A 24,830-nucleotide genomic window follows, 5' to 3' on the forward strand; every position below is an offset into this window, starting at 1 on the left:
TAGTGTATGCGCTATAACTTGGCCACCATGACGGCTAATTCCACATTATAGAGTTATAAATTTTCAGTGTATGTGATTCTGTACTTCATCTATGGACCGACAGCGAGTGATTTCAAGTCATTTCATAGAATTGGGGTGTCATGTTGTGAAAAGAATATCGGCAGTCGTCAGCATCGTTTGTGCCGTGCTGGGAAGCGGGGCCATTCTGCTGTCAGGAGTTCATACAAGCAGCGGGATGGAGCAGTGGCAGCCGCTCAACGGCAGGGTTGAAAGCGTGCTGAACGAAAAAGCGGGCGGTTCGGCAGGCGATTTGCCTAAAGGCGCCGCGGCAGCGGATGACAAACAAAAGCAGGAGCAAGGTTCTAAGCAGGACGCCAACCCGGCTGCCAAACAGGACGCGGTACCCTCGGGACCCGCGCAGGCGAATGAAAGCCGAAATACGGCAGATAAAGCGCAGAGTTCGGGGGATGAAGTGGCGGCGGGCCAAGCTGCAAACGGAAGCACTCATTCTGACGCTGGACTTGCGGCGAATGCCGCTTCGGGGCCGTCAGGAACTTCGTCCGAGCAGCCACCGGCTGGAGGTTCGGCAGACGCGGTGTCCGGTTCGCAGACAGATGCCGGTGCGCAGGGCAAAAAGGTCAACGTAAATACCGCAGGACTAACGGAGTTGACCGATCTTCCGGGGATCGGTGAGGCCAAGGCCAAAGCCATTCTGGAATACCGCAATCAGCACGGACCGTTCAAATCGGTTGCGGATTTGGATAAGGTCAAAGGCATCGGACCCAAAATGCTGGAAAAAATGAAGCCATACATCCAGCTGTAGGTTATCCGTTAGGCGCTAAATGCGTTGTCTCCCATGCAGGTATATCGGTAAACGTTTTTCTTGTGATACAATATGTACACATTCTACGGAAATCAGGTGATGGATTCATGACGGTTGATACCCGAAAAGACTGGGACACTTACTTTATGGATATTGCATACATGGTATCGACGCGTTCCCGCTGTTCCCGGCGCCATGTCGGAGCCGTGCTCGTTCAGGGGAAGAAGCTGCTGGGCACCGCGTATAACGGAGCGCCGATGGGCGTGCCGGACTGCTCGGAAGCGGGTTGCATGATCGCTGAGGAGTACGAGCTTGTGGACGTGGACGGAAAGCAGGAAATGGTGAAAAAGCAGCGCTGCGTCCGGACGATTCATGCCGAGCAAAACCTACTGCTGTTCACCGACCGTATCGACCGGGAAGGCAGCTCCGTCTATGTTACGGACGAGCCCTGCTGGACCTGCGCCAACATGCTGGCGAACAGCGGCGTGACCGAGATCGTGTATCACCGTCCGTATCCAAAGGATACGGAGAAGGTGACGGAAATGATGCGGCAGAAGGGCATTACCTTCCGCCGGCTGCCCGTCTATGAGCCGCCACGGGAAACGGTGATGACGGTGGCGGATTAAAAATTGGCGGTAAGACTGAACATACGGTTACACAGGAATATTCGGAAATATGGAATAAATCATCAATAGGGGAAGGACCTCTGTCCGCAGCACGGCTGCCGGCAGGGGTCCTTTTTTGGTTTTTGTAAAAGAAGGCGCAGGCGAAGTGCGCATGAGAAACCGTCGGAAGCCTATATGCAAAGAAGGGAAGTGTGTGATATGAAACAAAGACCGCTGATCGTATTCACGGTAAGCTGGATCGCCGGCAGCAGCGCAGCGTATGCCTGCTCGGGTTCAAGGCTGCTTCTTCTGATCGCAGGCGCATCGCTGCTGCTGGCAGCGCTCGGTATGTACCGGAGAGACTTCCTCCGGACCGTGATCATCATCTGGTGTGCCTTAGCCGCGTCGGGAGCGTATTGGGAGCTGCAGGAAGCCGCAAATGTATCCAAGCTTCCCGAAGCCCTTCAGGCGGCTGATGCTGCCCAAATGGACGGAGCCAGTGCCCGAATGACAGGCATGATCGTCTCGGCCGTCGAAGTCGACGGGGACCGTGCCGATTTCGTCATGAGCGTTCGGCAAGCGGTACCCATCGACGGGACCGCAGCCAGCGGTAAACCCAACTCACGGGATGCCGGAACGAGTACGGGCAGCGAGCGTACGGTGTCCGAAAAGGTCATGGTGCAGGTCAAGCTAAAAAGCCAGCAGGAGCAGGAAGCAGCCCGACAATGGCAGCGAGGGGACCGGGTCCGGATTTCCGGCAGCCTCGCGCAGCCGCAGAGCGCACGGAACTTCGGCGGCTTCGATTACCGTCAGTACCTGGTGACCCAGAAAATTCACTGGTTGTTTAAAGCGGCCGGTGCCTCCAATGTTCAGGCTTCAGCTCCGTCCGGCTTTGGCATGACCCTTCTTCTGCGCTGGAACGATCAGGCGAGGAACGGCCTGAGCGGAATGATCGACCGGATTTTCCAGGAACCCCATGCCGGTTATATGAAGGGGCTGATCATCGGGTTTCAAGACGACCTGGATCCCGAAACCTACGCAGAATTCTCCCAACTGGGCCTGACCCATATTTTGGCGATCTCGGGTATGCACGTCGCCGTGTACGTGGGCTGTTTGCTCTATATCTTTTCCCTGCTGCGGCTCTCCCGTGAAAAATCGCTGTTGCTTGTCATGCTGCTCGTACCCCTGTACGTTCTGCTGTCCGGTGTCAGTCCGTCCGTCGTGCGGGCGGGGATTATGAGTATGATCGGGCTGTATGCTGCCAGAAAGGGGATGCTGAAGGACGGATTGAACATCCTCAGCGCGGCGGCGCTGCTCATGCTGCTCTGGAATCCATATTATCTGCTGAGCGTAAGCTTCCAGTTGTCATTTCTCGTGACGGCAGGCCTGATGGTCTATGTTCCCTTGATACATCCGCAGCTGTCCTTTCTGCCGTCCAAAATCGCCGGTGCGGTCGGCGTTACCCTCATTGCCCAACTCGTGTCTTTTCCGCTGACGATCTATTACTTCAATCAGTTCTCTTTACTATCGTTTGCAGCCAATTTTGCGCTCGTTCCCTTCATTACCTTTCTCGTTCTCCCTGTGGGGACGGCAGCGCTGCTCATCGGCTCGCTATGGCTGCCCGGGGGCAAGATGCTGGCGGCGGCAGCCGAGTGGCTGGACGATCTGTCTTTCTGGCTGGTGAAATGGATGAACGGGTATCCGCAATTCGTGACGATCTGGAAGTCACCTTCGCCAGTTTGGATCGCTTCCTATTTTATAGCGCTGTATGGGCTGCTCTATTTCGGAAAAGGGTGGTCGCTGAGCCGGCGGCAGATGGCAGTAGAGCCGGACGCGACCGTGCCGCTGGGTGTGCCCCCTGCAGCCCGCCGCCCTGAAGCGGCTTTGCCGTCCCGGACGAAAACCCGGCTTGCCGCCGGAGCGCTTGGGGGACTATGCATACTCATCGTTCTTCTGTACGCGGGATACCAGCCGGAGCACTTCCGCGGTAATGGAGCGGTACAGGTGCTGGACGTGGGGCAGGGTGACAGCATTTTGATCACGACTCCGCAAGGAAAGCACCTTCTGGTCGACGGGGGCGGAACCGTCAGCTTCCGCAAGGCGGAGGACGGGTGGAAGGAGCGGAAGCAGCCGTTTGAGGTCGGCGCCAAGGTTCTCGTTCCATTATTAAAGAAACGGGGAATCCATAGGCTGGACGCGGTCATCGTAACGCACGGAGACCAGGATCACGCCGGAGGCATGCAGGCGGTGCTGGAACAGATTCCGGTCGGGGCGTTTTTATTCAATGGGACGATGGCCGGTACGGCTGCCTTTGATCGGCTGATGGCTGCCGCCGTAGACAAGGATATTCCGATTTATGCCATTCACCAAGGAATGAACTATGCCCCGGACGGCCGGACGCAGCTTGTTTTTCTCGGCCCGGTCCTGTCGCAGACCGATCAGGAGGCGCTGCCGGTCGTCAAGGACCAGAACCATGACTCGGTTGTGTTCCTGCTCGAAATGAACGGGGGACGCTTCCTGTTCACCGGAGATATGGACAAGGCGTCCGAGCAGCAGATTCTTGAGACACTGGGCTCTGGCCGGTTTGGTGACGCGGTGGCGGATAATGGGCAAGCCGTCGATGAGCCGGCGCTGCAAACCGCAGGCGAGCTGCTGGAAGCACCCGTGGATGTGATCAAAATCGCGCACCACGGCAGCAAGACAGCCAGTTCGGCGGAATGGCTGATCCGGTGGAAGCCCGCAGCAGCCGTTATTTCGGCCGGCGTGAACAATCTGTACGGGCATCCGCATGCCGATGTGCTGCAGCGGATTTCCGAGGAAGGAGCGGCCGTTTACAGGACCGATCTGCAGGGGGAAATCCAATTTTCGGTAAAATCCGGGAAAATCCGTGTCAGAACCAAGCTGATAACAAAATCGTAATGATTTGTCTATGAAAAACGCTTAGAATGATGAAGTTGGCCGCAGAATCTTCAGGTGACTCCGCCTCTGGAATTTGGTATTCTTAATTGTGGTTTTCATCAGCAGAGATGAAGTAAAACGGTGGTGTCACCCTTGACGTACATACCTTCCGGATTTTTACGGGAAGCAGATTTAACAAAACGATTACGGGTGGATCGAAGCAGAAAAAAAACCGCTTTCGGTTGAAGGTTATACCCGGTTTTATTAGGAATGGCAAGCACTCCCGGGGCCTGCCTTTTCAGCAGCTTTAAAAATGTGGTTACAAATTGCAACAATTTGCTGGTCTTACACGTCTGTAAGATTGCAGGGAGAGGGGGATCCTTTGTGGTAGAGCAGGGACTCATCAGAGCCGCTCAATCGGGCGATCGCGACGCTCTAATCACCCTATTAAGAGAAATTGAACAACATGTTTACAGGACAGCTTTTTATATTCTGAATAATGAGCAGGATGCGCTCGACGCTTCCCAGGAAGCATTGATTCGGATTTATACCAAAATCGATTCCTATGAAGAGAAGGCACAGTTTAAAACGTGGATACAGCGGATCGTCACGAACATTTGTATCGACAAGTTCCGGCGGACGAAGCCTACGGTTTCGATCGACGAACATGAGCTCGTTTTTCAGGACAAACAGAATGTTGAGAAAGAGGTTTTATCCTCTTATTTGGCCCAGGACATCCAGGAGGCCATCAATCAACTGCCGGATCATCACCGGACTGTGATCGTCCTTAGATATTTGCAGGATTTCTCCTACAATGAAATCGCTGACTGTCTCAACCTGCCGCTGAATACGGTGAAATCCTATTTATTCAGGGCCAGACAGCAGCTGCAGAACATGCTCCAAGAGCATCAGAAAGGTGGTGTATCAGGATGAAGTGTCCAGAGGTGGTGGAGTGGATGCACCGTTACTTGGATTACGACTTGGACGAAGAGGAAACCGTCAAACTCTATGAACATTTGAAGACATGTCCTGAGTGTGCGGATACCTTTCGGCTGCTGAAATCGTTGTCCAGAGACCTCGAAGATTTGCCAAAAGTAACGCCTAAGTTCAGTCTCGTCGATGCCATCATGCCTCAGCTGGATGCGATCGATCAGGCGCGCCACGAGAAGAGCGCATCGCTCGAAGAAATGCCGGCACCTGCCGAAATGGTACCTGTTCCGTCCCGTCCGGCCCGCAAGGGCAAGTTCTGGAATACGGTAGCTGGACGTACAGCGCTCGGAGGCGCTGCGGCTGTAGTCATTCTTGGGGTGGCGGTGCTGAATTATAATCCGAAGCAACTATCTACGGCGGAAGAGCCGCCTGTTAATACGGCAGCCTCCAAGGAGGCAAGCGGCATGGACGCGGCGGCGACCTCAGGCGCAGAACAATCCAAGAGCAATGTTGTCGAACAAAATACGGGTTCTTCCGAGCCCGCACAGGATCCTTCAGAAGAGAAAACGCCGGCATCATCGGATCCTTCGCAGCTCAGCGAGAGCCAAGAGGCCGGCAGCGACACAGCGTCTAGCGACAAGGCCACCGGCCAGGAGGCCCAGACCTATGCGCAGCATCAGGACTCGTCCAACACTCCGTCTCAGGATCAGGAGGCTAGCCGGAAAGCGGACGCTGGCAGCCAAGACAATGCCAGCAAAGCCGGGTCCACCGAGTCGGCTGACAACAGCACCGGCAACCAGGAAGGGGATGGAGGCCAGGCGACGCTTAGCGCTCCAACCGACACGGAGAGCCCGCCTCCGAAAGGGGATGGGGTTCAGAAGGATATCGTTCCTCCGAATGGAGACGGTGGTCAAGCGGCCGATAGCACCGCCCCTGAGGTTAACGGATCTCAAGAAGGCGACACGTCGGGACAAATGGGCATTATGGCCATCAAACCTAAGGAAGATTCGAACAAGTTCTATTCTCCTGACGGTCAGTATGCGGCCTCTGTCGAAAACAAAAAGCTGGTCATCTACAGCGTAACTTCGGACGGAAGCTCCAAGCAGGTAAGTTCCCTTGATCTGCCGGGAACGTGGGTATCGGGCGTGTGGTCTGCCGACAGCACCGTGTTTACGTACCAGACCACGGATGCCAGCGGCTCGACGGTAAGCCAGACGTATCAGGTGGGCAAACAGGACGGCTCCACACCGTAAGCCGCCTGATGACAAAGCATAAAAAAATGTGCTGCTCATGATGCACACATGATAGAGATACGGAATAGGTTATATTACGCAGGATCCAAAACGTCGTATGACCACCGGCGGTTAAGTTTCTAGAGCTTTTCACGCCGGTGTTTATAATAGATGTGCTGGAACAAAGGGACCTTATGCGAACAGCAGGGGTCCTTTTGTTGTTGCGCGTTCACCGTAATTCGGCCTGACGGGGGAGGCCTGTTTTTCTTCCCCGCCGTTTTTGGTAAAATGGATGTAGCGCTTTTTTTGGCCGGATGGACGGGGCATCGGAATGATGTACCTTGCGGAACGGGATTAGCAGATATCAATGGGCATGGATAGAGAGAAGGGGGAGCAACAATGGATGTAAAGGCGGCGGTGAAAGCGATCAGACAGGGTGATGTATCGCCGGTCTACCTCCTGTACGGAACCGAGAAATACCAGATGAATGAATTTACCTCACTGATGGAGGACCAGCTGCTGCAGAAGGAGGAGCGGGATTTTGCGATCGTACACTATGATCTGGCCGACACCCCGATCCAGGAAGTCGTGGAAGAGGCGGAGATGATTCCTTTTATGGTGCAGCGAAAGCTTATTTTCGTTCGGGATGCAGCCGTATTTACCGCAGGAAAGGATTCAGGCAAAGTCGAACACCGCATGGAATCGCTGCTTGAGTACATAGGTAATCCGGCGGAATACAGCGTGCTGATCTTCCTGGTGAACAACGAGAAGCTGGACGAGCGCAAAAAGGTCGTTAAGGCCGTTAAAAGCGCCGGCACGGTGCTTTCCTTTATGCCGATGGGCAGCGACGAGCTGCTGCGCTGGATCGAGAAGAAGGCCAAGCAGCGCGAATGCAGCTTCGCCCCGGGGGCGGCGGAGATGCTGGTCCGCAACGCGGGCACACAGCTGCAGACGCTTGCAGCCGAAGTGGACAAGCTGTGCCTGTATGCCGGCAGCGGCGGCACCGTGACGACGGACATCGTGGACCGGCTGGTGGCGCGGAGCACGGAGCAGAACGTATTTGCCCTCGTTGAGGAGATCGCCAATCTGCGGCTGGATCAGGCGCTGGGCATCTTCTATGAGCTGCTGAAGCAGAAGGAGGAGCCGATCAAAATCGCCGCGCTGATCGCCCGCCAATTCCGCATTATTTTGCAGGTGAAGGACCTCGGCGGCCAAAGCTTTTCGCAGCAGCAAATTGCTTCCCAGCTGGGGCTGCATCCTTATGCGGTCAAGATTGCCGGGGAGCAGGCGCGCAAGTTTCAGCCGAACCAGCTGAAGGCGATCCTCAGCAGGCTCGGAGATCTCGATTACCAGATGAAGACCGGGGCTATTGATAAAGTGCTCGGTTTGGAGCTGTTCCTGCTCAGACTGGCGGGGTAGCGGAACAATTGAATCGATGTGAAGGAGGCACCGTTTTTGCGCTTTGGAGCGTAAGGGCGGTGTTTTTTATTCTATCATTGATTCCATCAGGTCAGAGGGAAAGGAGGCATGTTGCTGTGCCTTAACCGGGGTGCGAGGCTATTTCTCTAATTCAGATTGTCCTCCGGCAAGTGTGCAGCATATTCTACCTTATGATTGTTCCAGACCAAAAACTATATAGAAATGGTGGAGTTCGCATGCGCTGGTTAGAAGTGAAGCAGAGAGGCCCGCTCGACGGGAGCGTGATCATTCCAGGGTCCAAGAATAGTTCCCTCGCCCTCATCGCCGCTGCCGTTCTTGGAGACACACCGACAATACTGGAGGGCATACCGGATATTAACGATATCCGCGCCATTGGAGAAATTGGTAGCCGCATCGGCCTGCAGGTGAGCAAAAATGATGACGGCCATTTTGTTGTGGATTCAACCCGGATTCATTCATCCGTCCTCGATCAGGCGCTGACGTCTTCGTTCCGCGCTTCCTATTATCTGATCGGGGGGCTTCTTAGTAAGTACAAGCGGGTGACGCTCGGTTATCCGGGGGGTGATAATTTCGTGGAGCGGCCCATTGACCAGCATATGAAAATATTCAAGGCGTTCGGGGCGGACGTGACCCTGGAAGAGAAACAGTACACGGTATCGGCGGAAAAGCTCACGGGCACCGACTTTTGCTTCGATCTGCTGACATCCGGCGCAACGATCAATGCGGTGCTGCTCGCTTCGCTGGCGGCCGGAATCACCCATCTGCACAACTGCGCGACGGATCCGGAAGTGGTGGACGTCTGCCAGCTGCTGAACCGGATGGGAGCCGACATCACCGGAGCCGGTACGGACACGATCCGTATACGCGGCGTAAAGTCTCTGACAGGATGCCGGTATCGGGTGATCCCCGATCGTCTCATTGCGGGGGCGTTTATGATGACGGTGGGCATTACGGGCGGCACGCTGACCCTGAAGCAGGTCATTCCCGAGCATGTGCGGTCCATCATGGCCAAGCTGAGCGAAATCGGCATTGAATTTGAAAGCGGAGACGATTACATTATCGCCAGCAGCCAGGGGAATATCAAACCGACGCTGGTACGGACGGGCATGTATCCCGTGTTCAACTCCGACATGCAGCAGCCGATTACGAGCCTGCTCCTGAAGGCGCCGGGCTACAGTGCCGTTAGGGAAAAGGTGTACCCGTACCGTTTCAGTCATGTTGCCCAATTAAACCGGCTTGGCGCCGATATCCAGGCGAAGAACGGCTATGCCATCATTAAAGGCGGCAGACCGCTGCACGGCGGCTACGCCCATGCGACCGATGTCCGGGCGGGAACCTGCCTGATCATGGCCGGCCTGCAGTCGGAGCAGGCAACGCGAATCACGGGCATCGAGCATATTGAGCGCGGCTATGAAGACGCGGTGCATTTGTTCGGCCAGGCGGGGATCGGGCTGGTGATCCACGAAGGCGAACCCGCTCCGGACGGCACGGAATATACGACAACGGCGTGAGCGCCGGCCGGCTGCTTAGGGCTGTTTTAGCTTACGTGTTCTTGACGGCAAACAGCCCCCAAACCGGAAGAACGGCAGAGGGGGCTATTTCGATTAGTTTATGACTCGGATCAATCTTATACGAGACACAAAACGGTTCTAGCCGTCAATCGCTTTAGTCGAGGCCTGCTGAGCGGACAAGCTCCCGAAACGCTGGGACCAGTAGGCGAGGCCCATCGTCAGCAGCAGGAATAACCCTGTAATGAGGAACACGGTATGAATGCTGAACACGCCGCTGATCGCGCCGCCCGCAAGCGGTCCCAGCATGCCGCCGAGCTGGTTCGCGGTCTGGTTGAGGCTGAAGGCCCTTCCGCGGAAATCGCTCGGCGTAGACCGGACGACAAGCCCGTTCAGCGCCGGGAATACGGCGCAGAAGAAGCAGCCGTACAGGAAGCGGACGACCGAGAACGCCCAAATGTTATGAAACGGGATCTGAAGCAGCGAACCTATGCCCCCGGCGAACAAGCCGATCATCAGTATTTTCTGGAACCCGACCTTGTCGGCCAGCTTGCCCCAGCGCGGGGCGAAGATGATGCTGGCGATTCCGACGAGCGAGAAGATGAAGCCCGCCAGGATGGACGCATCCGATGCCGAGTGGCCGATCTCCACAATATAGAGGGAGAGCACCGGCTCGATGGTCATGACCGAGAACTGTGTCACCATGGTGAGCACCAGGACAATCATCAACATTTTGTTGACGGCTGCCTGCTTCAGCGTGTTAAACACCGAAAGTTTGCCTTTGCTCGGAACGAATTTTTCCTCTTTGACATAAAAGATAACGAGCAGCGTGGCCAGAAAGCACAGCACGCCCGCACTGCCGAAGGCCAGCCGGTTGTCGAACACCTTGGAGAGCACGCCGCCGAGGAGGGGCCCCATGATGCTTCCCGTAGCCGTGGCCGTGGACATGGTGGACAGCGCGTAACCCACCCTTTTCTCCGGGGTGTTGGTACCGACAATTGCAATGGCCCCGGGAATAAACCCGGAGAGAAGCCCCTGCAAAATACGCAGGATGAGCAGCTGCACCGGATGCGTGACAAACGCCGTCAGCAAATAAATGATGCACAGCACAAAACCTGCGCGGATGATCATCGGCTTGCGGCCGTATTTGTCGCCGACGGATCCCCAGAACGGAGATGAAAGCGCTCCCGCAAAAAACGCTGCGCTGAACAGCAGACCGGACCACATCTCAATGTTTTTGGTGACACCGATTTCAATCAGAAACAAGGGAAGAAAGGGTACCACCATCGAGAAGCTTGAGGACACGATCAGCGAGCCGAACCATAAAACCCATAGATTTTTCTTCCAGCTTTCCATAGACGTCATCTCCTGTTAAACCTAGTATACAGCACATGGGTTGTCCACTTGCTTCATGAGGCTGCTTCGAACATGGCTGTCCGTGCTATATAAAAGAGCAAAAGGCGCGCCGCTATGGCGTTGTCAGCTCTGTACGCGTTTCGAAAGAAAATTTAAAAGTCCTGATCAGCTTGGGAGCTGCTCAGGACTTTTCCATTTCATCGTATGGATAGCGCTCCCTTAGGCTTGTGCACTGAGAGCGTTAAGTTTTTTCGCCAGGCGGGACTTCTTGCGGCTGGCTGCGTTCTTGTGGATCAGGCCTTTAGTTACGGCTTTGTCCAGTTTTTGGGATGCAGCTTGAACAGCAGCTTTAGCAGCTTCGACTTCATTATTCGTCAGCGCAGAATCGGCAGCCTTCACAGCTGTACGAAGCGCGGATTTTTGGGAAGCATTAAGCGCACGGCGTTTGTCGCTTGTTTTCACGCGTTTAACGGCGGATTTAATGTTTGGCATTGCATTCACCTCCTGTAAGGCATTCGAATAGCTCGAAATGATTCACAACTTAAAATAGTTTAGCATGGGGTACTCTAAAAAGCAATACTATCATCGCGTTCCAAAGGTTTGGATTTTAAGAGGCACATGGATCGGCGTCGTATGAACGGTGTCCGGTGTAAAAAGGTTGTGCATAAACTGGCCGCCGCTCCCGCAAACTATCCATAACAAGCCAAAGGAGGCAGATGTATATGGAGTTGGATTTGCAGCGCTATTCCGTGCGGACCGACCTGGCGGTCGACGCCAGGGAAATGGCGGGCCATGCCGGACCGATCCCGGGGGTCGATGAAGAGATTACGGAGAAGGACGGCATCAAGATTACCCGCCTTAACGTGCTGAATGAGGCCGGTTCCCAGGCCATCGGCCGCGTCAAAGGGCATTATATTACCTTGGAGGTTCCCGGACTCCGCAACGGGGACACGAAGCTGCAGGAGCAGGTAGCTGAGGCCTTCGCGCGCGAGTTTGAGGATTTCCTGGCGCTGATCGGGATTCAGAAGAAACAGACGGTTCTGATCGTCGGGCTTGGCAACTGGAATGTGACGCCCGATTCGCTGGGACCGCTTGTGGTGGAGAACGTTCTCGTCACCCGGCAGTATTTTCAGCTGATGCCGGACCAGGTGGCCCCGGGATACCGGGAAATCAGCGCCATCGCTCCGGGGGTGCTTGGACTGACGGGGATCGAGTCCAGTGAGATCGTGCAGGGGATCGTGGAACGGACGAAGCCGGACCTGATCATCGCGATCGACGCGCTGGCATCCAAATCGCTGGAGCGCGTCAACACGACGATCCAGATCGCCGACATCGGCATCCATCCCGGCTCTGGCATCGGCAACAAGCGCCGCGGCCTCACCAAGGAAGTGCTTGGCGTTCCGGTCGTTGCCATCGGCGTGCCGACTGTATGCTACGCTTCGACGATTGTGAACAATGTCATGGAAATGATGAAGAATCATTTCGGCCAGGAGACGAACCAGACCCGGCAAATTATGGGGATGCTGGACGATATCAACGAGCAGGAGCGCCTCGCTCTGGTCAAGGAAGTGCTCGAACCGCTCGGCCACGATCTGATCGTCACGCCGAAAGAGATTGACGAATTTATCGAAGATATCGCCAATATTGTCGCGAGCGGTTTGAACGCCGCCCTGCATGACGCGGTAGACCCCGGAAACACGGGAGCCTACACGCACTAGGAGGTGCAGCTCCTCCTCTCTCTCTTCTATCATAAATGAGGGAGCCCGAATCTATCGGGCTTTCTTTTTTTGGTTCTATCGAATCTCTCCGGCTCATAGAGTTGAAGTATAAGAGATTTCAGGAGGACAACAGAATGAAGAGGAATGGTTTTCAGCTTTGGAATATCGGCAAATGGAGAGCCAGACTGCTGTATTTTCTGTCTATGGGACGTACCTTTGTGCTGCTGGTGGTCGGATCGCTGCTGTTTTTCTTACTTCTGGGATTGGGAGGGATGGCCGAGCAGAAAATCAACGATTCTCCGGTTTCTTCTATGAAAGGATTCGCCGGCTCCGTATCAAGCAATTTCTTCATTGATATGTTAGGCATGGAACTGCCCCACCTGAATAAAGAAAAAGGGAACTCGACTTTCTCCGGGGAAAACATGACGACATTCGTATTCCAGATGCTGACCAGCGTCAACCCTAAGGATCCGAAAAGCCTGCTGGCCCGGGAAATGCCGGGCATGGGGGCGAACGATCCGGTGCTGCTGAGGCATTCGGCAGGCAATGACAACGTCGTTCCTCCCGAAGATTATAATCCGCCTGCGGAAACGGCGGGACAAACGGATACGGCCGGACAAAGCGATAACGCTTCAGCCGATCCTCAGAAGAACGGTGCGGGTCAGGCCGGAACCGATCCCGGAAAGATCACCGACTCCGGCAAGGGCACAGACAAGCAGCAGGATGCGCCGTCCGGTCAGGTACCGGACGCCGGCGGCAAGAAAGGTGCCGGAGAAGGAACGCCTTCCAAGGACAATGGAGGTACGGGACAATCTTCGGCGGTGAACTCCAAAAACAAATCGATCCTGATCTATCACTCTCATCCGAGAGAAGCATACAACCCGCTGCTGGGTAAAACCAGCGACAACCCCAGCTCTACGTCTCCGTCGCAAAACGTTATGCTGGTCGGAAGCTATGTGGCGAAGAAGCTGGAGCAGCTCGGCATCGGCACCGCCCATTCGGAGCAGGATTACATGACGACGGTGGCCGACTATAACTATAACTTTTCCTATAAATATTCCCGTGAGACGGTGAAGGCTGCGATGAGCCAGAACAGCGGCATGAAATACCTGATCGACATTCACCGGGATTCTCAAGGGCACAGCCGGACGACGAAAGACATTAACGGCAAAAGCTACGCACAGGTCTTCTTCATCATCGGGCACGGCAACAAAAACTGGCGCAAAAACGAAGCCTTCGCCAATTCCATCCATGAACGGCTGGAAAAAGCCTATCCCGGATTGTCCCGCGGCATTTGGGGGAAAGATTCCTCCATGGGCAACGGGGAATATAACCAATCGCTGTCGGAGAACAGCATTTTGATCGAGGTCGGCGGGATCGACAGCACCGATGCGGAGCTGAAGCGGACGTCGGAAGTATTGGCACAGACGATCGCGGACGTCTATTACGCGGATCAAAAGGCGGAAAAGGCAAGCACCGATCAAACGGTTCCCGCCAAGAAAGATAATAAAAGCTGAGAAAGCAGTGAGCCAAGGGAGGTATGATCATGTCAAAATGGGCTAAAAAAGTGTGCGTGCTTGGAATTTGGGCAGGCATCGGCGTACTGGTCGGCATGCAGCTGGCCAGTCCGGATGCTCCGGCGCCCGCGCCGCAGGCGCAGACGGCGGCTGCCGCCGTGCAGGCCGGGCCGCAGCAGGGAGCTTCTTCGCAGCAGCAACAACATCCGTCCCAGCCGCGCCAAAGCTCGAACCGGTTCAAGGCGGCGGACGAGCAGCCGCAGCAGGAACAGGTCGAGGTCCAGGACTGGCATGAGAAGACTCCCGAGCAGCTGCTGGTGGACCAGGGCGGCACGCCGACGGTCGACGTGCTGGCGGATAAGACGGCAGGCCTGCTGCAGGAGCTGTCCCAAAAGGGAATCCGCCTCGTCGTCTCCCTCTTCAGCAACGTGACGGAATAATGCGGCAGGTGGGATTGCTGGCCTTTCCTCCAACTGTTATAATGAATTGATTACACATCAGGCTGTTTTTGGGGGTAAGGCATGACAGACGTACAAGCAAGGCAAAAGAACATTCGAAATTTCTCCATTATCGCCCATATAGACCATGGCAAGTCGACGCTTGCGGACCGTATTCTTGAATATACGGGCGCCCTCACCTCGCGCGAGATGCAGGATCAGGTGCTGGACCAGATGGATCTCGAACGCGAGCGCGGGATTACCATCAAGCTTCAGGCCGTTCACCTGACTTATCGCGCCGATGACGGCGAGGAATATTTGCTGAACCTGATCGATACTCCCGGACACGTCGACTTTACGTATGAAGTTTCCCGAAGCCTGGCCGCCTGCGAAGGCGCGCTGCTGGTGGTGGACGCCGCCCAGGGAATCGAAGCGCAGACGCTGGCCAACGTCTATTTGGCACTGGATAACAACCTGGAGATTCTTCCGGTCATTAACAAAATCGACCTGCCGAGCGCCGATCCGGACCGCGTGAAGCAGGAAATTGAAGATGTTATCGGTCTGGACGCAAGCGATGCCGTTCTCGCCTCGGCGAAGGCCGGCATCGGTATCAAGGAAATTTTGGAGCAGATCGTCCAGCAGGTACCGCCGCCAAACGGTGATCCGGATCAGCCGCTGAAGGCGCTCATTTTTGACTCGCATTATGATCCTTACAAAGGCGTTATCGTGTATGTGCGCGTCATTGACGGCAGCATCAAAGCGGGCTCGAAAATCAAGATGATGGCTACGAACAAGACGTTCGAGGTCATCGAAGTCGGCGCGTTTAAACCGCGGATGACGATCGTGGACGAGCTTAGGGTCGGCGATGTCGGCTTTATCGTAGCGGGCATTAAGCACGTGGGAGATACCCGGGTCGGCGATACGGTCACTGATGCCAAAAATCCGACACCCGAGGCGCTGCCCGGCTACCGCAAAATCAACCCGATGGTATACTGCGGTTTGTACCCGATCGAGACGTCCGATTACAATGACCTGCGCGAGGCGCTGGAGAAGCTGCAGCTGAACGACGCTTCGCTGAGCTTCGAGCCGGAGACGTCGAGCGCGCTCGGCTTCGGCTTCCGCTGCGGCTTCCTCGGGCTGCTTCATATGGAGATTATCCAGGAGCGGATCGAACGCGAATTCAATATCCCGCTCATTACGACGGCGCCGAGCGTTATTTACCGCATTACGCTGACGAACGGCGACACGATCGAAATCGACAACCCGTCCAACTATCCGGAAATCGGGAAAATCGAATACGTCGAGGAGCCGTACGTCAAGGCGGCGATCATCGTGCCTAACGATTATGTGGGCACCATCATGGAGCTGTGCCAGAGCAAACGCGGCGAATTCGTCAATATGGAATACCTGGATACGACCCGGGTTACGATCACGTACGAAATCCCGCTGTCCGAAATCGTGTACGACTTCTTCGATCAGCTGAAGTCCGGCACGAAGGGCTATGCTTCCTTTGATTACGAGCTGTCCGGCTACCGCCGCTCCAACCTCGTGAAGATGGACATCCTGCTGAACGGGGAGCAGGTCGACGCACTCTCCTTCATCGTGCACCGCGACCGCGCATACCACCGTGGACGCGGCATCTGCGAGAAGCTGCGCGAGCTCATTCCGCGGCAAATGTTCGAGGTGCCGATCCAGGCTTCGGTCGGGACGAAGGTCGTCGCCCGCGAGACGGTCAAGGCGATGCGCAAGAACGTCCTCGCCAAGTGTTACGGCGGCGATATTTCGCGGAAGCGGAAGCTTCTCGAGAAGCAGAAGGAAGGCAAGAAGCGCATGAAGCAGGTCGGCAGCGTCGAAGTGCCGCAGGAAGCCTTTATGGCTGTCCTGAAAATCGACGACAACTAGTCAGTTTTTACCAAGCTTATAGAGTACATTGGACCATTCCACGGGAGAGCCGCTGCGGCTTTCCCTTTCTAAATATAAGGAGGGAATTTGCGATGGCGATGTTGAATCCGCAAGGGACGCCAAGAGTTAAGTATCAGGGGAACCGTAAACCCCAAGCGGTTTATCTGCACATTCCCTTTTGCACGAATAAATGCTTTTACTGCGATTTCAATTCCTATGTGCTGAAGAACCAGCCGGTGATGGAATATTTGCAGGGGCTGGAGCGGGAAATGGAACGAACCGTCAAAGAGGTTCCTCCCGGTAAAATAACGAGCATTTTCGTCGGCGGGGGAACCCCGACCGTGCTGAAGCCGGACGAAATGGAGTATTTCCTGAAGACGGTCAAGACGTATTTTCCGGACTGGTCGGAAGATATTGAATTTTCGATGGAGGCCAATCCGGGGACAACTGACCTCGAGAAGCTGGCTGTGATGAGAGCGGGCGGCGTTAACCGCGTAAGCTTCGGCGTACAGGCGTTTCAGAACGAGCTGCTGAGCGGCATCGGGCGTATCCATGATACGGATGATGTGTACCAGAGCCTGGAGAATGCGCGCAAAGCCGGCTTTGACAATATGTCGATCGACCTGATGTTCGGCCTGCCGAACCAGACGGTGGACATGCTGGCAGAGAGCGTGAGCAAGGCGCTTGCGCTGAATCTGCCGCACTATTCGATCTACAGCCTGAAGGTTGAGGAGAACACCCTCTTCCATACGATGTACCAGAAGAATCAACTGCCGCTGCCCAATGAGGACGACGAGCTGAAGATGTATTTGCTGCTGATGGAGAAAATGAAGGAAGCGGGTTACGAGCAGTACGAAATCAGCAACTTTGCGAAGCCCGGATTCCACAGCCGCCACAATATGGCCTACTGGCTGAACGAAGATTATTACGGCCTTGGCGCGGGTGCCCACGGGTATGTCGGCGGCATGCGCCATATGAATATCAAAGGGGTTAATCCGTATACGGAAGCGACCAAAGAGGGACTGCCGAGAATGGAGAGCTTCGAGGTGCCCCGGGAAGAGGCGATGGAGGATTTCCTCATGGTCGGCCTGCGTGTCTTGAAAGGAGTGTCCCGGACGCATTTCGAAGAGCAGTTCGGCGTATCGATGGAAGACATGTTTGCCAAACCGCTGCATAAAATGCTGAATGCGGGGCTGCTCGAGGAGACGGGCGACGGGTACCGCCTCAGCGAACGGGGAATCCTGTTCGGCAACGACGTTTTCGGCGAATTTATAGGCTCGCTCACCGCAAAATAACCGCTTGAACTTCTATGCGTGTTGTTGTATATTTATTCATATCATTGACAGCACGTGTGAGGGGGAATGGCGATGCCGGCGGTAGTTATTTGCCGTAAAGCGGTGCCAGAGGACGTAGAGCCGCTTTTCGAAATGATCGATGGTTATGCACAGAAGGGGATCATGCTGCCGCGCTCTCGCAAAGTGCTTGAGAAGCAGCTGGACCAGTTTGTCGTGGCCGAGGCGGACGGGAAAGTGATCGGCTGCGGCTCACTCTGCCAGCTGGGCGCAGACCTGGTGGAGATCCGCTCCCTGGGAATTGCGGAAGGGCACAAGGGGATGGGAATCGGCTCCAAACTGGTGAGCAAGCTCACGGAAGAGGCGAGAAGACAAGGCATTCCTAAAATTATGGCCCTGACGTACGAAGTATCGTTTTTTCTGAAAAACGGATTTTCGGTTGTGGAAAAAGAGATTTTTCCCGAGAAGGTTTGGACCGATTGCGTGAACTGCGCCAAGCAGCATGCATGCGATGAAATAGCTGTTCTTAAGATGCTGAACTGACTTGACAATGCTCATGTCAGTTTGGTATTTTTGTATTAACGGTTAGCACTCATCTCTTTAGAGTGCTAACGATGCTCGAAATAAAGGTCACCAAAGGGGGGAATGGTATGCTTACCGAACGTCAAAGAATGATACTGAATGCCATTGTGGACGACTATATTCGCTCCGCTGAACCCGTAGGCTCCCGCAGCATTTCGAAACGAGGCGATGTCGGCTACAGTCCGGCGACAATCCGCAACGAAATGGCTGATCTGGAAGAGCTGGGCTTTTTGGAACAGCCCCATACTTCGGCCGGCCGCATTCCATCTCATAAAGGTTACCGGTATTATGTCGATCATCTGGATCCGGCCTATTCGGCGCCTCCGGGGGAAATCCGGCTGCTCCGCAAGTTTTTTGCCGAGAAGCTCAGCGCGATGGAGCAGGTGATCCAGCATGCAGCCATGATACTATCCCATATGACGAATTACACTTCCATCCTGCTTGGACCGGAAGTTTTTCATACTTCACTGCGGCATTTTCAGCTGCTTCCGCTTAACGAGGAAACCGCCGTCGCGATTATCGTGACGAGCACGGGACAGGTGGAGAACAAGACGGTTCAGCTTCCGCTGGATGTGCCGGTCTCCGAGATCGAGAAAGTCGTCAACCTGCTGAACAGCAAGCTGATGAATGTACCTATATATAAGCTGAAGACAAGATTATATACAGAACTCGGCCAGGAGATGGAGCGCCATATTTCCAACTATGAAGAAATCATGAAGGTGCTGGACAACATATTCCTGGACGGTGAGGCCGACCATCAGCGCCTGTATTTGAGCGGAACGACAAACATGCTGACCCAGCCGGAGTTCAAGGATGTCGATAAAGTGAAGACGATCCTGGACCTGCTCGAAGAGACGCCGACGCTTACGAAGATGATGGCGCCCCAGGATGGGGGCGGCATTCAGGTGCGGATCGGCACGGAGAACGACCATGAGGCGTTTGCCAACTGCAGCCTGATCACGGCGACTTACTCGCTTGAAGGGGAAGCGCTTGGCACCATCGGCATTTTGGGCCCGACGCGGATGGAATACGCAAGGGTCATGAGCATTTTGAACATATTGTCCAAGGATCTGACGGCCATGCTGTCACACTGGTATAAATAAGGGGGAGAGGACGGATGAGTCAAGGCCAGCAGCCGGTTCGCGAGGGTGAAGAACGCTACGCAGCCCTGCTTAACAACAGCAATGCGGTCCGTGCCATCACCTCTGCGGTGGAAGGGACGCTCGGCCCCAAGGGGCTGGACGTCATGCTGGTCGGCTCCCGCGGGGAAGTCATTATTACCAATGACGGCGTGACGATCCTCGACAAAATGGACGTAACGCATCCCGCCGCCAGATTGCTGATCCAGGTGGCCCGCAGCCAGCAGAAGCAGGTCGGCGACGGAACGACGACGGCAACGGTGCTCGCGGGAGCGCTGGTGCAGGAAGGCGTTGCGCAAATCGTCAGAGGTGTCCCTGCTTCCAAAGTGGTCGCCGGCATGCAGCAGGGCATTCGCATGGCGGTGGAAGCGCTGCGGCGCCGGACCCGCGTTATCGAAGGGCTGGACGATCCGCTGCTTGCCAAGGCGGCTTATGTCGCCGGACGCGAGCGCGAGGATATCGTCCGCCTTGTCATGGAAGCCGCTTCGAAGGTGGGGACCCGGAAGCTGAGGGAACCCGGCTATTTGCTAGCCGATGCGGTTACCGCCCATGAGAAAGGCGATAATGAAGTATATGAAGGCATTCTTTTGAAGCAGAAGCCGCTTCATTCGCATGATAGACCCGTGCTGAAGAGCACGAAGATTCTCGTCCTGCACGACGCGCTCGAGCCGGAGACGCTGGATGAAGAGGTTTTGACGACGGAAGCCGGCTTTGCCCGGTACATGGAGCTGCGCGACCGCTTCAGCAGCGAGCTTCACGTGCTGGCCGACCTCGGGGTGGGGCTTGTTCTGCTGGAACGGGGAATCCATCCCGATGCCGAGCAGTTCTGCATGGACCACGGCATCATGGTGGTGCCGCGCGTGAGCCGCAGCGACCTGCTGCGCGTCAGCGAGATGACAGGGGCGGTGCCCATGCGGCGCACCGCCTTACATAAGGAGCGCGATTCGCTTGCCAAGCTTCTGGGGAATTCCCCCTATGTGGCTTATGACGAAAGGCTGGAACGCGTGCGGGTCAGCAGCGGGGGGCAGGGGCGCGAGCCGTTTGTCACGCTGATCGTCGGGGCGAGCACCGCGGAAGTCGTCGGGGAATCCGCCCGGATTGCCGCGGATGCGGCCTCGGCTGTACAAGCCGCCGTTTCCGGCGGGGTGCTTCCGGGCGGAGGTACGGCCGAGCTGGCCGTCTCCTACGAGCTGGAGCATCAGCGGGAGGCGGTGAAGGGCATGGAAGCCTTCGGCATTGCCGCCGTGGCAGCGGCACTGCGCAAGCCCATGGCACAGATTTTGCTGAACGCCGGCTACAACCCGCTGGAGAAGATGGAAGAGGCGCGTGCCGCCCAGCTTGCGGAAGACTCCGACTCCATGGGCATCGACTGCGATACCGGGCTCGTCATTCGCTATGAGGAGCGGGGGATCGTCGATCCGGCCCTGGTGAAGATTCATGGGCTGGAGGCCGCGGGTGAGGTGGCGGCTGCCGTGCTCCGCATTCATAATGTCATCAAAATGAGAGGCTATGGCGGTCAGGATGAAGATTGAGTTCTTCGGACCGCATGAACCGATGAACAAAAGCATGATCAGTTTACCAAGGAGGTGAAGACATCTTGAACGAAAATCAACCATTTCAAGACAGTGAAAACGAATTGAACCAACAAACCAATGAAGAAGTGAATGAACATACAGCCGAGGCGGAGACTAGCCAAGCTGGTGAGACAGCTTCGGAGGATGCTTCTGAAGGGACGGCTGCGGAGAATGAAGCATTGGACGCTGCTGCTCTGAAGAGCGAAGTGGAGCGTCTGCAGGGGCTGGCTGACGATTATCAGCAGCGTGCCATCCGTACGCAGGCCGACTTCGACAATTTCCGCAAACGGACCCAGAAGGAAAAAGAGGACCTGGCCAAGTATGCATCCACTAAACTCGTGACCGAGCTGCTGCCTGTCGTGGATAATTTCGAACGGGCTCTCGCCGCTGCCGGCGAAGGCAGCGAAATAGAGTCCTTTACGAAAGGCGTAAGCATGATTTTCCGCCAATTGGAAGGCGTGCTTCAAGCGGAAGGGCTGCAGGCTATGGTTACCGTCGGCGAGCCGTTTAATCCGGAATATCATCAAGCCATCATGCAGGTGGAAAGCGATGAATACGAGGAAGGCATCGTCGTTGAGGAAGTGCAAAAAGGCTATATGCTGAAAGACAAAGTGCTTCGTCCAGCCATGGTTAAAGTCAGCATGTAAATCCCTGCTGTTTAACATATAAGTATTGATCCACCATTTCTTATATCCCAGAGGAGGAAACCATACATGAGTAAAGTTATCGGTATTGACCTTGGTACGACTAACTCCTGCGTAGCCGTCATGGAAGGCGGCGAGGCTGTCGTTATCCCGAATCCGGAAGGTGCGCGTACGACCCCTTCGGTTGTCGGCTTCAAGAAAGACGGCGAGCGCATCGTCGGCGAAACGGCAAAGCGCCAGTCCATTACGAACCCTGACCGTACAATTATTTCGATCAAACGCCACATGGGTACAAACCATAAGGAAACGATTGACGGCAAAGAGTTTACGCCTCAAGAAATTTCCGCAATGATTCTGCAAAAGCTGAAATCCGATGCCGAGGCTTATTTGGGCCAACCGGTAACCCAAGCGGTTATTACGGTTCCGGCATACTTTAATGACAGCCAGCGCCAAGCGACCAAAGACGCCGGTAAAATCGCCGGTCTGGAAGTGCTGCGGATCGTCAACGAGCCGACGGCTGCCGCACTCGCTTACGGTCTGGAAAAAGCGGAAGATCAAACGATCCTCGTATACGACCTTGGCGGCGGTACGTTTGACGTTTCGATCCTGGAGCTGGGCGACGGCTTCTTCGAAGTTAAAGCGACGAGCGGGGACAACCACCTCGGCGGCGACGACTTCGACCAAGTGATCATCGATTACCTCGTAAGCGAATTTAAGAAAGACCAAGGCATCGACCTGAGCAAGGACAAAGCGGCAGTTCAACGTCTGAAAGACGCTGCGGAAAAAGCGAAAAAGGAATTGTCCGGCGTTCTGACGACGACGATCTCCCTGCCGTTTATTACGGTGGCGGACGGCGTACCTCAGCACTTGGAGGTTAACCTGACCCGTGCCAAATTCGAAGAGCTGTCTGCCGACCTGGTGGAACGTACTCTTGGACCAACCCGTCAAGCGCTCAGCGATGCGGGCATGAGCTCCAGCGACATCGACAAGATCGTCCTTGTCGGCGGTTCCACGCGGATTCCGGCCGTACAGGAAGCGATCAAGCGTCTGACTGGCAAAGAGCCTCATAAAGGCGTTAACCCGGACGAAGTGGTTGCCCTCGGTGCTGCGGTGCAAGCCGGCGTGCTGACAGGCGACGTGAAAGACGTCGTGCTTCTCGACGTCACTCCGCTCTCCCTCGGTATCGAAACCGCAGGCGGCGTATTTACGAAAATGATCGAGCGCAACACGACGATTCCAACCAGCAAATCGCAAATTTTCTCGACGTATGCGGATAACCAGCCAAGCGTTGAAATCCACGTACTGCAGGGCGAACGCCAAATGGCGGCGGGCAACAAAACGCTCGGACGCTTTATCCTGGGCGACATTCCGCCAGCACCTCGCGGCGTACCGCAAATCGAAGTTACATTCGACATCGACGCCAACGGTATCGTGAACGTATCGGCTACCGATAAAGGAACGAACAAAACGCAGAAGATTACGATTACGTCTTCGAGCGGTCTCAGCGACGACGAAGTGGAACGCATGATGAAGGACGCCGAGGCGCATGCCGAGGAAGACCGTCAGCGTAAAGAACTGATCGAAGCGAAGAACAACGCCGACCAGCTCGTGTACTCCACCGAAAAAACGATTAAGGACCTTGGCGACAAAGTCGACGCTTCCGAAGTCGAAAAAGCCAATGCTGCGAAGGACAAAGTCAAAGCGGCCATCGACTCCGACGACCTGGAGCAGATCAAATCCGCTACCGAAGAGCTGACCGAAATCGTGCAGCAGCTGTCCGTGAAGCTGTATGAGCAGGCTGCTCAAGCACAGCAGGCTCAAGGCGGCGAAGGCAATGCCGACGGCGCAGCAGGCTCCGCGAAGAAGGACAATGTCGTTGACGCGGACTACGAGGTTGTTGACGAGGACAAAAATCAAGGTTAACCTATAGAAAGTTATGTTCAGGAATAGGGAAGTCAAAGCCGGGGCATCCCGCTGCTTTGGCTTTCCTTTTGTCCATGAACCGGAGCATGACTGAAATATTGGGGGTGGAAGAGTGGCTGAAAAGCGTGACTATTATGAAGTCCTGGGCGTCGGCAAGGACGCTTCGGATGATGATATCAAAAAAGCTTACCGGAAGCTGGCCAGGCAGTATCACCCGGACGTGAACAAGGCGGATGACGCCGAGGCCAAGTTCAAAGAGGTCAAGGAAGCCTATGATGTGCTCAGCGACGGGCAGAAGCGCGCGACCTACGACCAGTACGGCCATATCGATCCGAACCAGGGCATGGGCGGAGGATTCTCGGGTGCGGACTTCGGCGGCATCGGCGATATTTTCGACATGTTCTTCGGAGGCGGGGGACGCCGTGACCCGAATGCGCCGCAGCGGGGGAACGACCTGCAGTATACGATGACGATCGAGTTCAAGGAAGCGGTATTCGGCAAGGAATCGGATATTACCATTCCTAGAACCGAAAACTGTGACACTTGCCACGGCTCGGGAGCCAAACCGGGAACGAAACCGCAAACCTGTTCCGTCTGCCACGGCAGCGGGCAGCAGGAAGTCGTTCAGAACACCCCGTTCGGCCGGATGGTCAACCGTCGTACTTGCTCCAACTGTAACGGTACGGGTCAAATCATCAAGGACAAATGTACGACCTGCCACGGCAGCGGCAAAGTGAAAAAGCAGCGCAAAATTCACGTGCGCATTCCTGCGGGCGTGGACGACGGCGCCCAGCTGCGCATGACCGGCGAAGGGGAAGGCGGTCTGCGGGGCGGCCCGTCGGGCGACTTGTACATCGTCATCCGCGTGAAGCCTCACGACTTCTTTGAGCGGGAAGGTGACGATATTTACTGCGAGGTTCCGCTCACGTTTGCCCAGGCGGCGCTTGGCGACGAGATCGAGATCCCGACGCTGACCGAGAAGGTCAAGCTGAAAATTCCGGCCGGTACACAAACGGGTACGTTCTTCCGGCTCAAAGGCAAAGGCGTTCCGCGTTTGCGCGGCATCGGACAGGGCGACCAGCACGTGAAGGTCGTCGTCGTTACGCCTAGCAAGCTCAGTGACGAGCAGAAGGACCTGCTGCGCCAGTTTGCCTCCCTGGACGGCGAGCAGACGCATGAGCAGGAGCAGTCTTTTTTTGACCGCATGAAAAAAGCGTTCCGCGGGGAGTAACCGCGCAATTGCAATATATAGGTAAGACGTCTTCCGACAACCTTCTGGAAGATGGATCGTTTTTAGAAAGTCCGGCCGT

Annotated in this window: 20 protein-coding genes; 18 read left to right on the top strand and 2 right to left on the bottom strand. The window is 55.5% G+C overall.

From position 1 onward, the window contains the following. Positions 1-145 precede the first annotated feature (145 nt). From K2F33_RS16500 to murA, 7 genes are all read left to right on the top strand, one after another. Complete coding sequence (locus K2F33_RS16500; RefSeq protein ID WP_263882232.1) at positions 146-823, top strand: ComEA family DNA-binding protein; 678 nt, start codon at positions 146-148, stop codon at positions 821-823. Between the two features lie 107 nt (positions 824-930). Further along, on the top strand, positions 931-1,449 hold the full coding sequence (locus K2F33_RS16505) for a deoxycytidylate deaminase (protein WP_076169763.1): 519 nt from the start codon (positions 931-933) through the stop codon (positions 1,447-1,449). Positions 1,450-1,647: 198 nt separating this feature from the next. Continuing rightward, complete coding sequence (locus K2F33_RS16510; RefSeq protein ID WP_263882233.1) at positions 1,648-4,347, top strand: ComEC/Rec2 family competence protein; 2,700 nt, start codon at positions 1,648-1,650, stop codon at positions 4,345-4,347. 363 nt (positions 4,348-4,710) lie between these two features. Next, positions 4,711-5,259 (top strand): RNA polymerase sigma factor, encoded by a 549-nt coding sequence (locus K2F33_RS16515; RefSeq protein WP_076169765.1) that lies wholly within the window; start codon positions 4,711-4,713, stop codon positions 5,257-5,259. Further along, positions 5,256-6,509 (top strand): zf-HC2 domain-containing protein, encoded by a 1,254-nt coding sequence (locus K2F33_RS16520; RefSeq protein WP_263882234.1) that lies wholly within the window; start codon positions 5,256-5,258, stop codon positions 6,507-6,509. The genes K2F33_RS16515 and K2F33_RS16520 overlap by 4 nt, the downstream gene beginning before the upstream one ends. A gap of 378 nt (positions 6,510-6,887) precedes the next feature. Further along, complete coding sequence (gene holA, locus K2F33_RS16525) at positions 6,888-7,907, top strand: DNA polymerase III subunit delta (protein WP_212984471.1); 1,020 nt, start codon at positions 6,888-6,890, stop codon at positions 7,905-7,907. 236 nt (positions 7,908-8,143) lie between these two features. Next, positions 8,144-9,439, top strand: a complete 1,296-nt coding sequence (gene murA, locus K2F33_RS16530) for a UDP-N-acetylglucosamine 1-carboxyvinyltransferase (RefSeq protein WP_263882235.1) — start codon at positions 8,144-8,146, stop codon at positions 9,437-9,439. A gap of 138 nt (positions 9,440-9,577) precedes the next feature. Here murA and K2F33_RS16535 read toward each other — a convergent pair whose 3' ends face one another. Further along, positions 9,578-10,792 carry an MFS transporter gene (locus tag K2F33_RS16535; RefSeq protein ID WP_076169769.1) on the bottom strand — a complete coding sequence of 405 codons (1,215 nt, stop codon included), beginning with the start codon at positions 10,790-10,792 and terminating at the stop codon, positions 9,578-9,580. 219 nt (positions 10,793-11,011) lie between these two features. Beyond that, complete coding sequence (rpsT, locus tag K2F33_RS16540; RefSeq protein WP_076169770.1) at positions 11,012-11,284, bottom strand: 30S ribosomal protein S20; 273 nt, start codon at positions 11,282-11,284, stop codon at positions 11,012-11,014. A 230-nt stretch (positions 11,285-11,514) separates the two neighbouring features. Here rpsT and gpr point away from each other — a divergent pair, with 230 nt between their 5' ends. The 11 genes from gpr to dnaJ all read left to right on the top strand — a co-directional run bounded on the left by gpr (position 11,515) and on the right by dnaJ (position 24,751). After that, complete coding sequence (gene gpr, locus K2F33_RS16545; RefSeq protein ID WP_076169771.1) at positions 11,515-12,510, top strand: GPR endopeptidase; 996 nt, start codon at positions 11,515-11,517, stop codon at positions 12,508-12,510. Between the two features lie 134 nt (positions 12,511-12,644). Continuing rightward, positions 12,645-14,027 carry a stage II sporulation protein P gene (locus K2F33_RS16550; protein WP_263882237.1) on the top strand — a complete coding sequence of 461 codons (1,383 nt, stop codon included), beginning with the start codon at positions 12,645-12,647 and terminating at the stop codon, positions 14,025-14,027. Positions 14,028-14,056: 29 nt separating this feature from the next. Continuing rightward, on the top strand, positions 14,057-14,467 hold the full coding sequence (locus K2F33_RS16555; RefSeq protein ID WP_263882238.1) for a hypothetical protein: 411 nt from the start codon (positions 14,057-14,059) through the stop codon (positions 14,465-14,467). A gap of 81 nt (positions 14,468-14,548) precedes the next feature. Next, complete coding sequence (lepA, locus tag K2F33_RS16560) at positions 14,549-16,366, top strand: translation elongation factor 4 (protein ID WP_076169773.1); 1,818 nt, start codon at positions 14,549-14,551, stop codon at positions 16,364-16,366. Between the two features lie 98 nt (positions 16,367-16,464). Then, positions 16,465-17,661 carry a radical SAM family heme chaperone HemW gene (gene hemW, locus K2F33_RS16565; RefSeq protein WP_163879879.1) on the top strand — a complete coding sequence of 399 codons (1,197 nt, stop codon included), beginning with the start codon at positions 16,465-16,467 and terminating at the stop codon, positions 17,659-17,661. A gap of 72 nt (positions 17,662-17,733) precedes the next feature. Beyond that, a complete protein-coding gene (locus K2F33_RS16570; protein ID WP_089548229.1) occupies positions 17,734-18,201 on the top strand; it encodes an N-acetyltransferase in 468 nt (155 codons plus the stop codon). Between the two features lie 107 nt (positions 18,202-18,308). Beyond that, positions 18,309-19,343, top strand: a complete 1,035-nt coding sequence (gene hrcA, locus K2F33_RS16575) for a heat-inducible transcriptional repressor HrcA (protein ID WP_263882239.1) — start codon at positions 18,309-18,311, stop codon at positions 19,341-19,343. Between the two features lie 14 nt (positions 19,344-19,357). Further along, on the top strand, positions 19,358-20,911 hold the full coding sequence (locus tag K2F33_RS16580; protein WP_212984466.1) for a TCP-1/cpn60 chaperonin family protein: 1,554 nt from the start codon (positions 19,358-19,360) through the stop codon (positions 20,909-20,911). A gap of 65 nt (positions 20,912-20,976) precedes the next feature. Then, on the top strand, positions 20,977-21,600 hold the full coding sequence (grpE, locus tag K2F33_RS16585) for a nucleotide exchange factor GrpE (RefSeq protein WP_212984465.1): 624 nt from the start codon (positions 20,977-20,979) through the stop codon (positions 21,598-21,600). A gap of 66 nt (positions 21,601-21,666) precedes the next feature. Beyond that, a complete protein-coding gene (gene dnaK / locus K2F33_RS16590) occupies positions 21,667-23,520 on the top strand; it encodes a molecular chaperone DnaK (RefSeq protein ID WP_076169778.1) in 1,854 nt (617 codons plus the stop codon). 112 nt (positions 23,521-23,632) lie between these two features. Beyond that, positions 23,633-24,751: a molecular chaperone DnaJ gene (dnaJ, locus tag K2F33_RS16595; protein ID WP_076169779.1), complete on the top strand. Its 1,119-nt coding sequence runs from the start codon at positions 23,633-23,635 to the stop codon at positions 24,749-24,751. Positions 24,752-24,830: the final 79 nt, after the last annotated feature.

This window comes from Paenibacillus sp. PSB04 (genome assembly GCF_025809195.1).
In the GTDB taxonomy this organism is placed as follows: domain Bacteria; phylum Bacillota; class Bacilli; order Paenibacillales; family Paenibacillaceae; genus Paenibacillus_AQ; species Paenibacillus_AQ favisporus.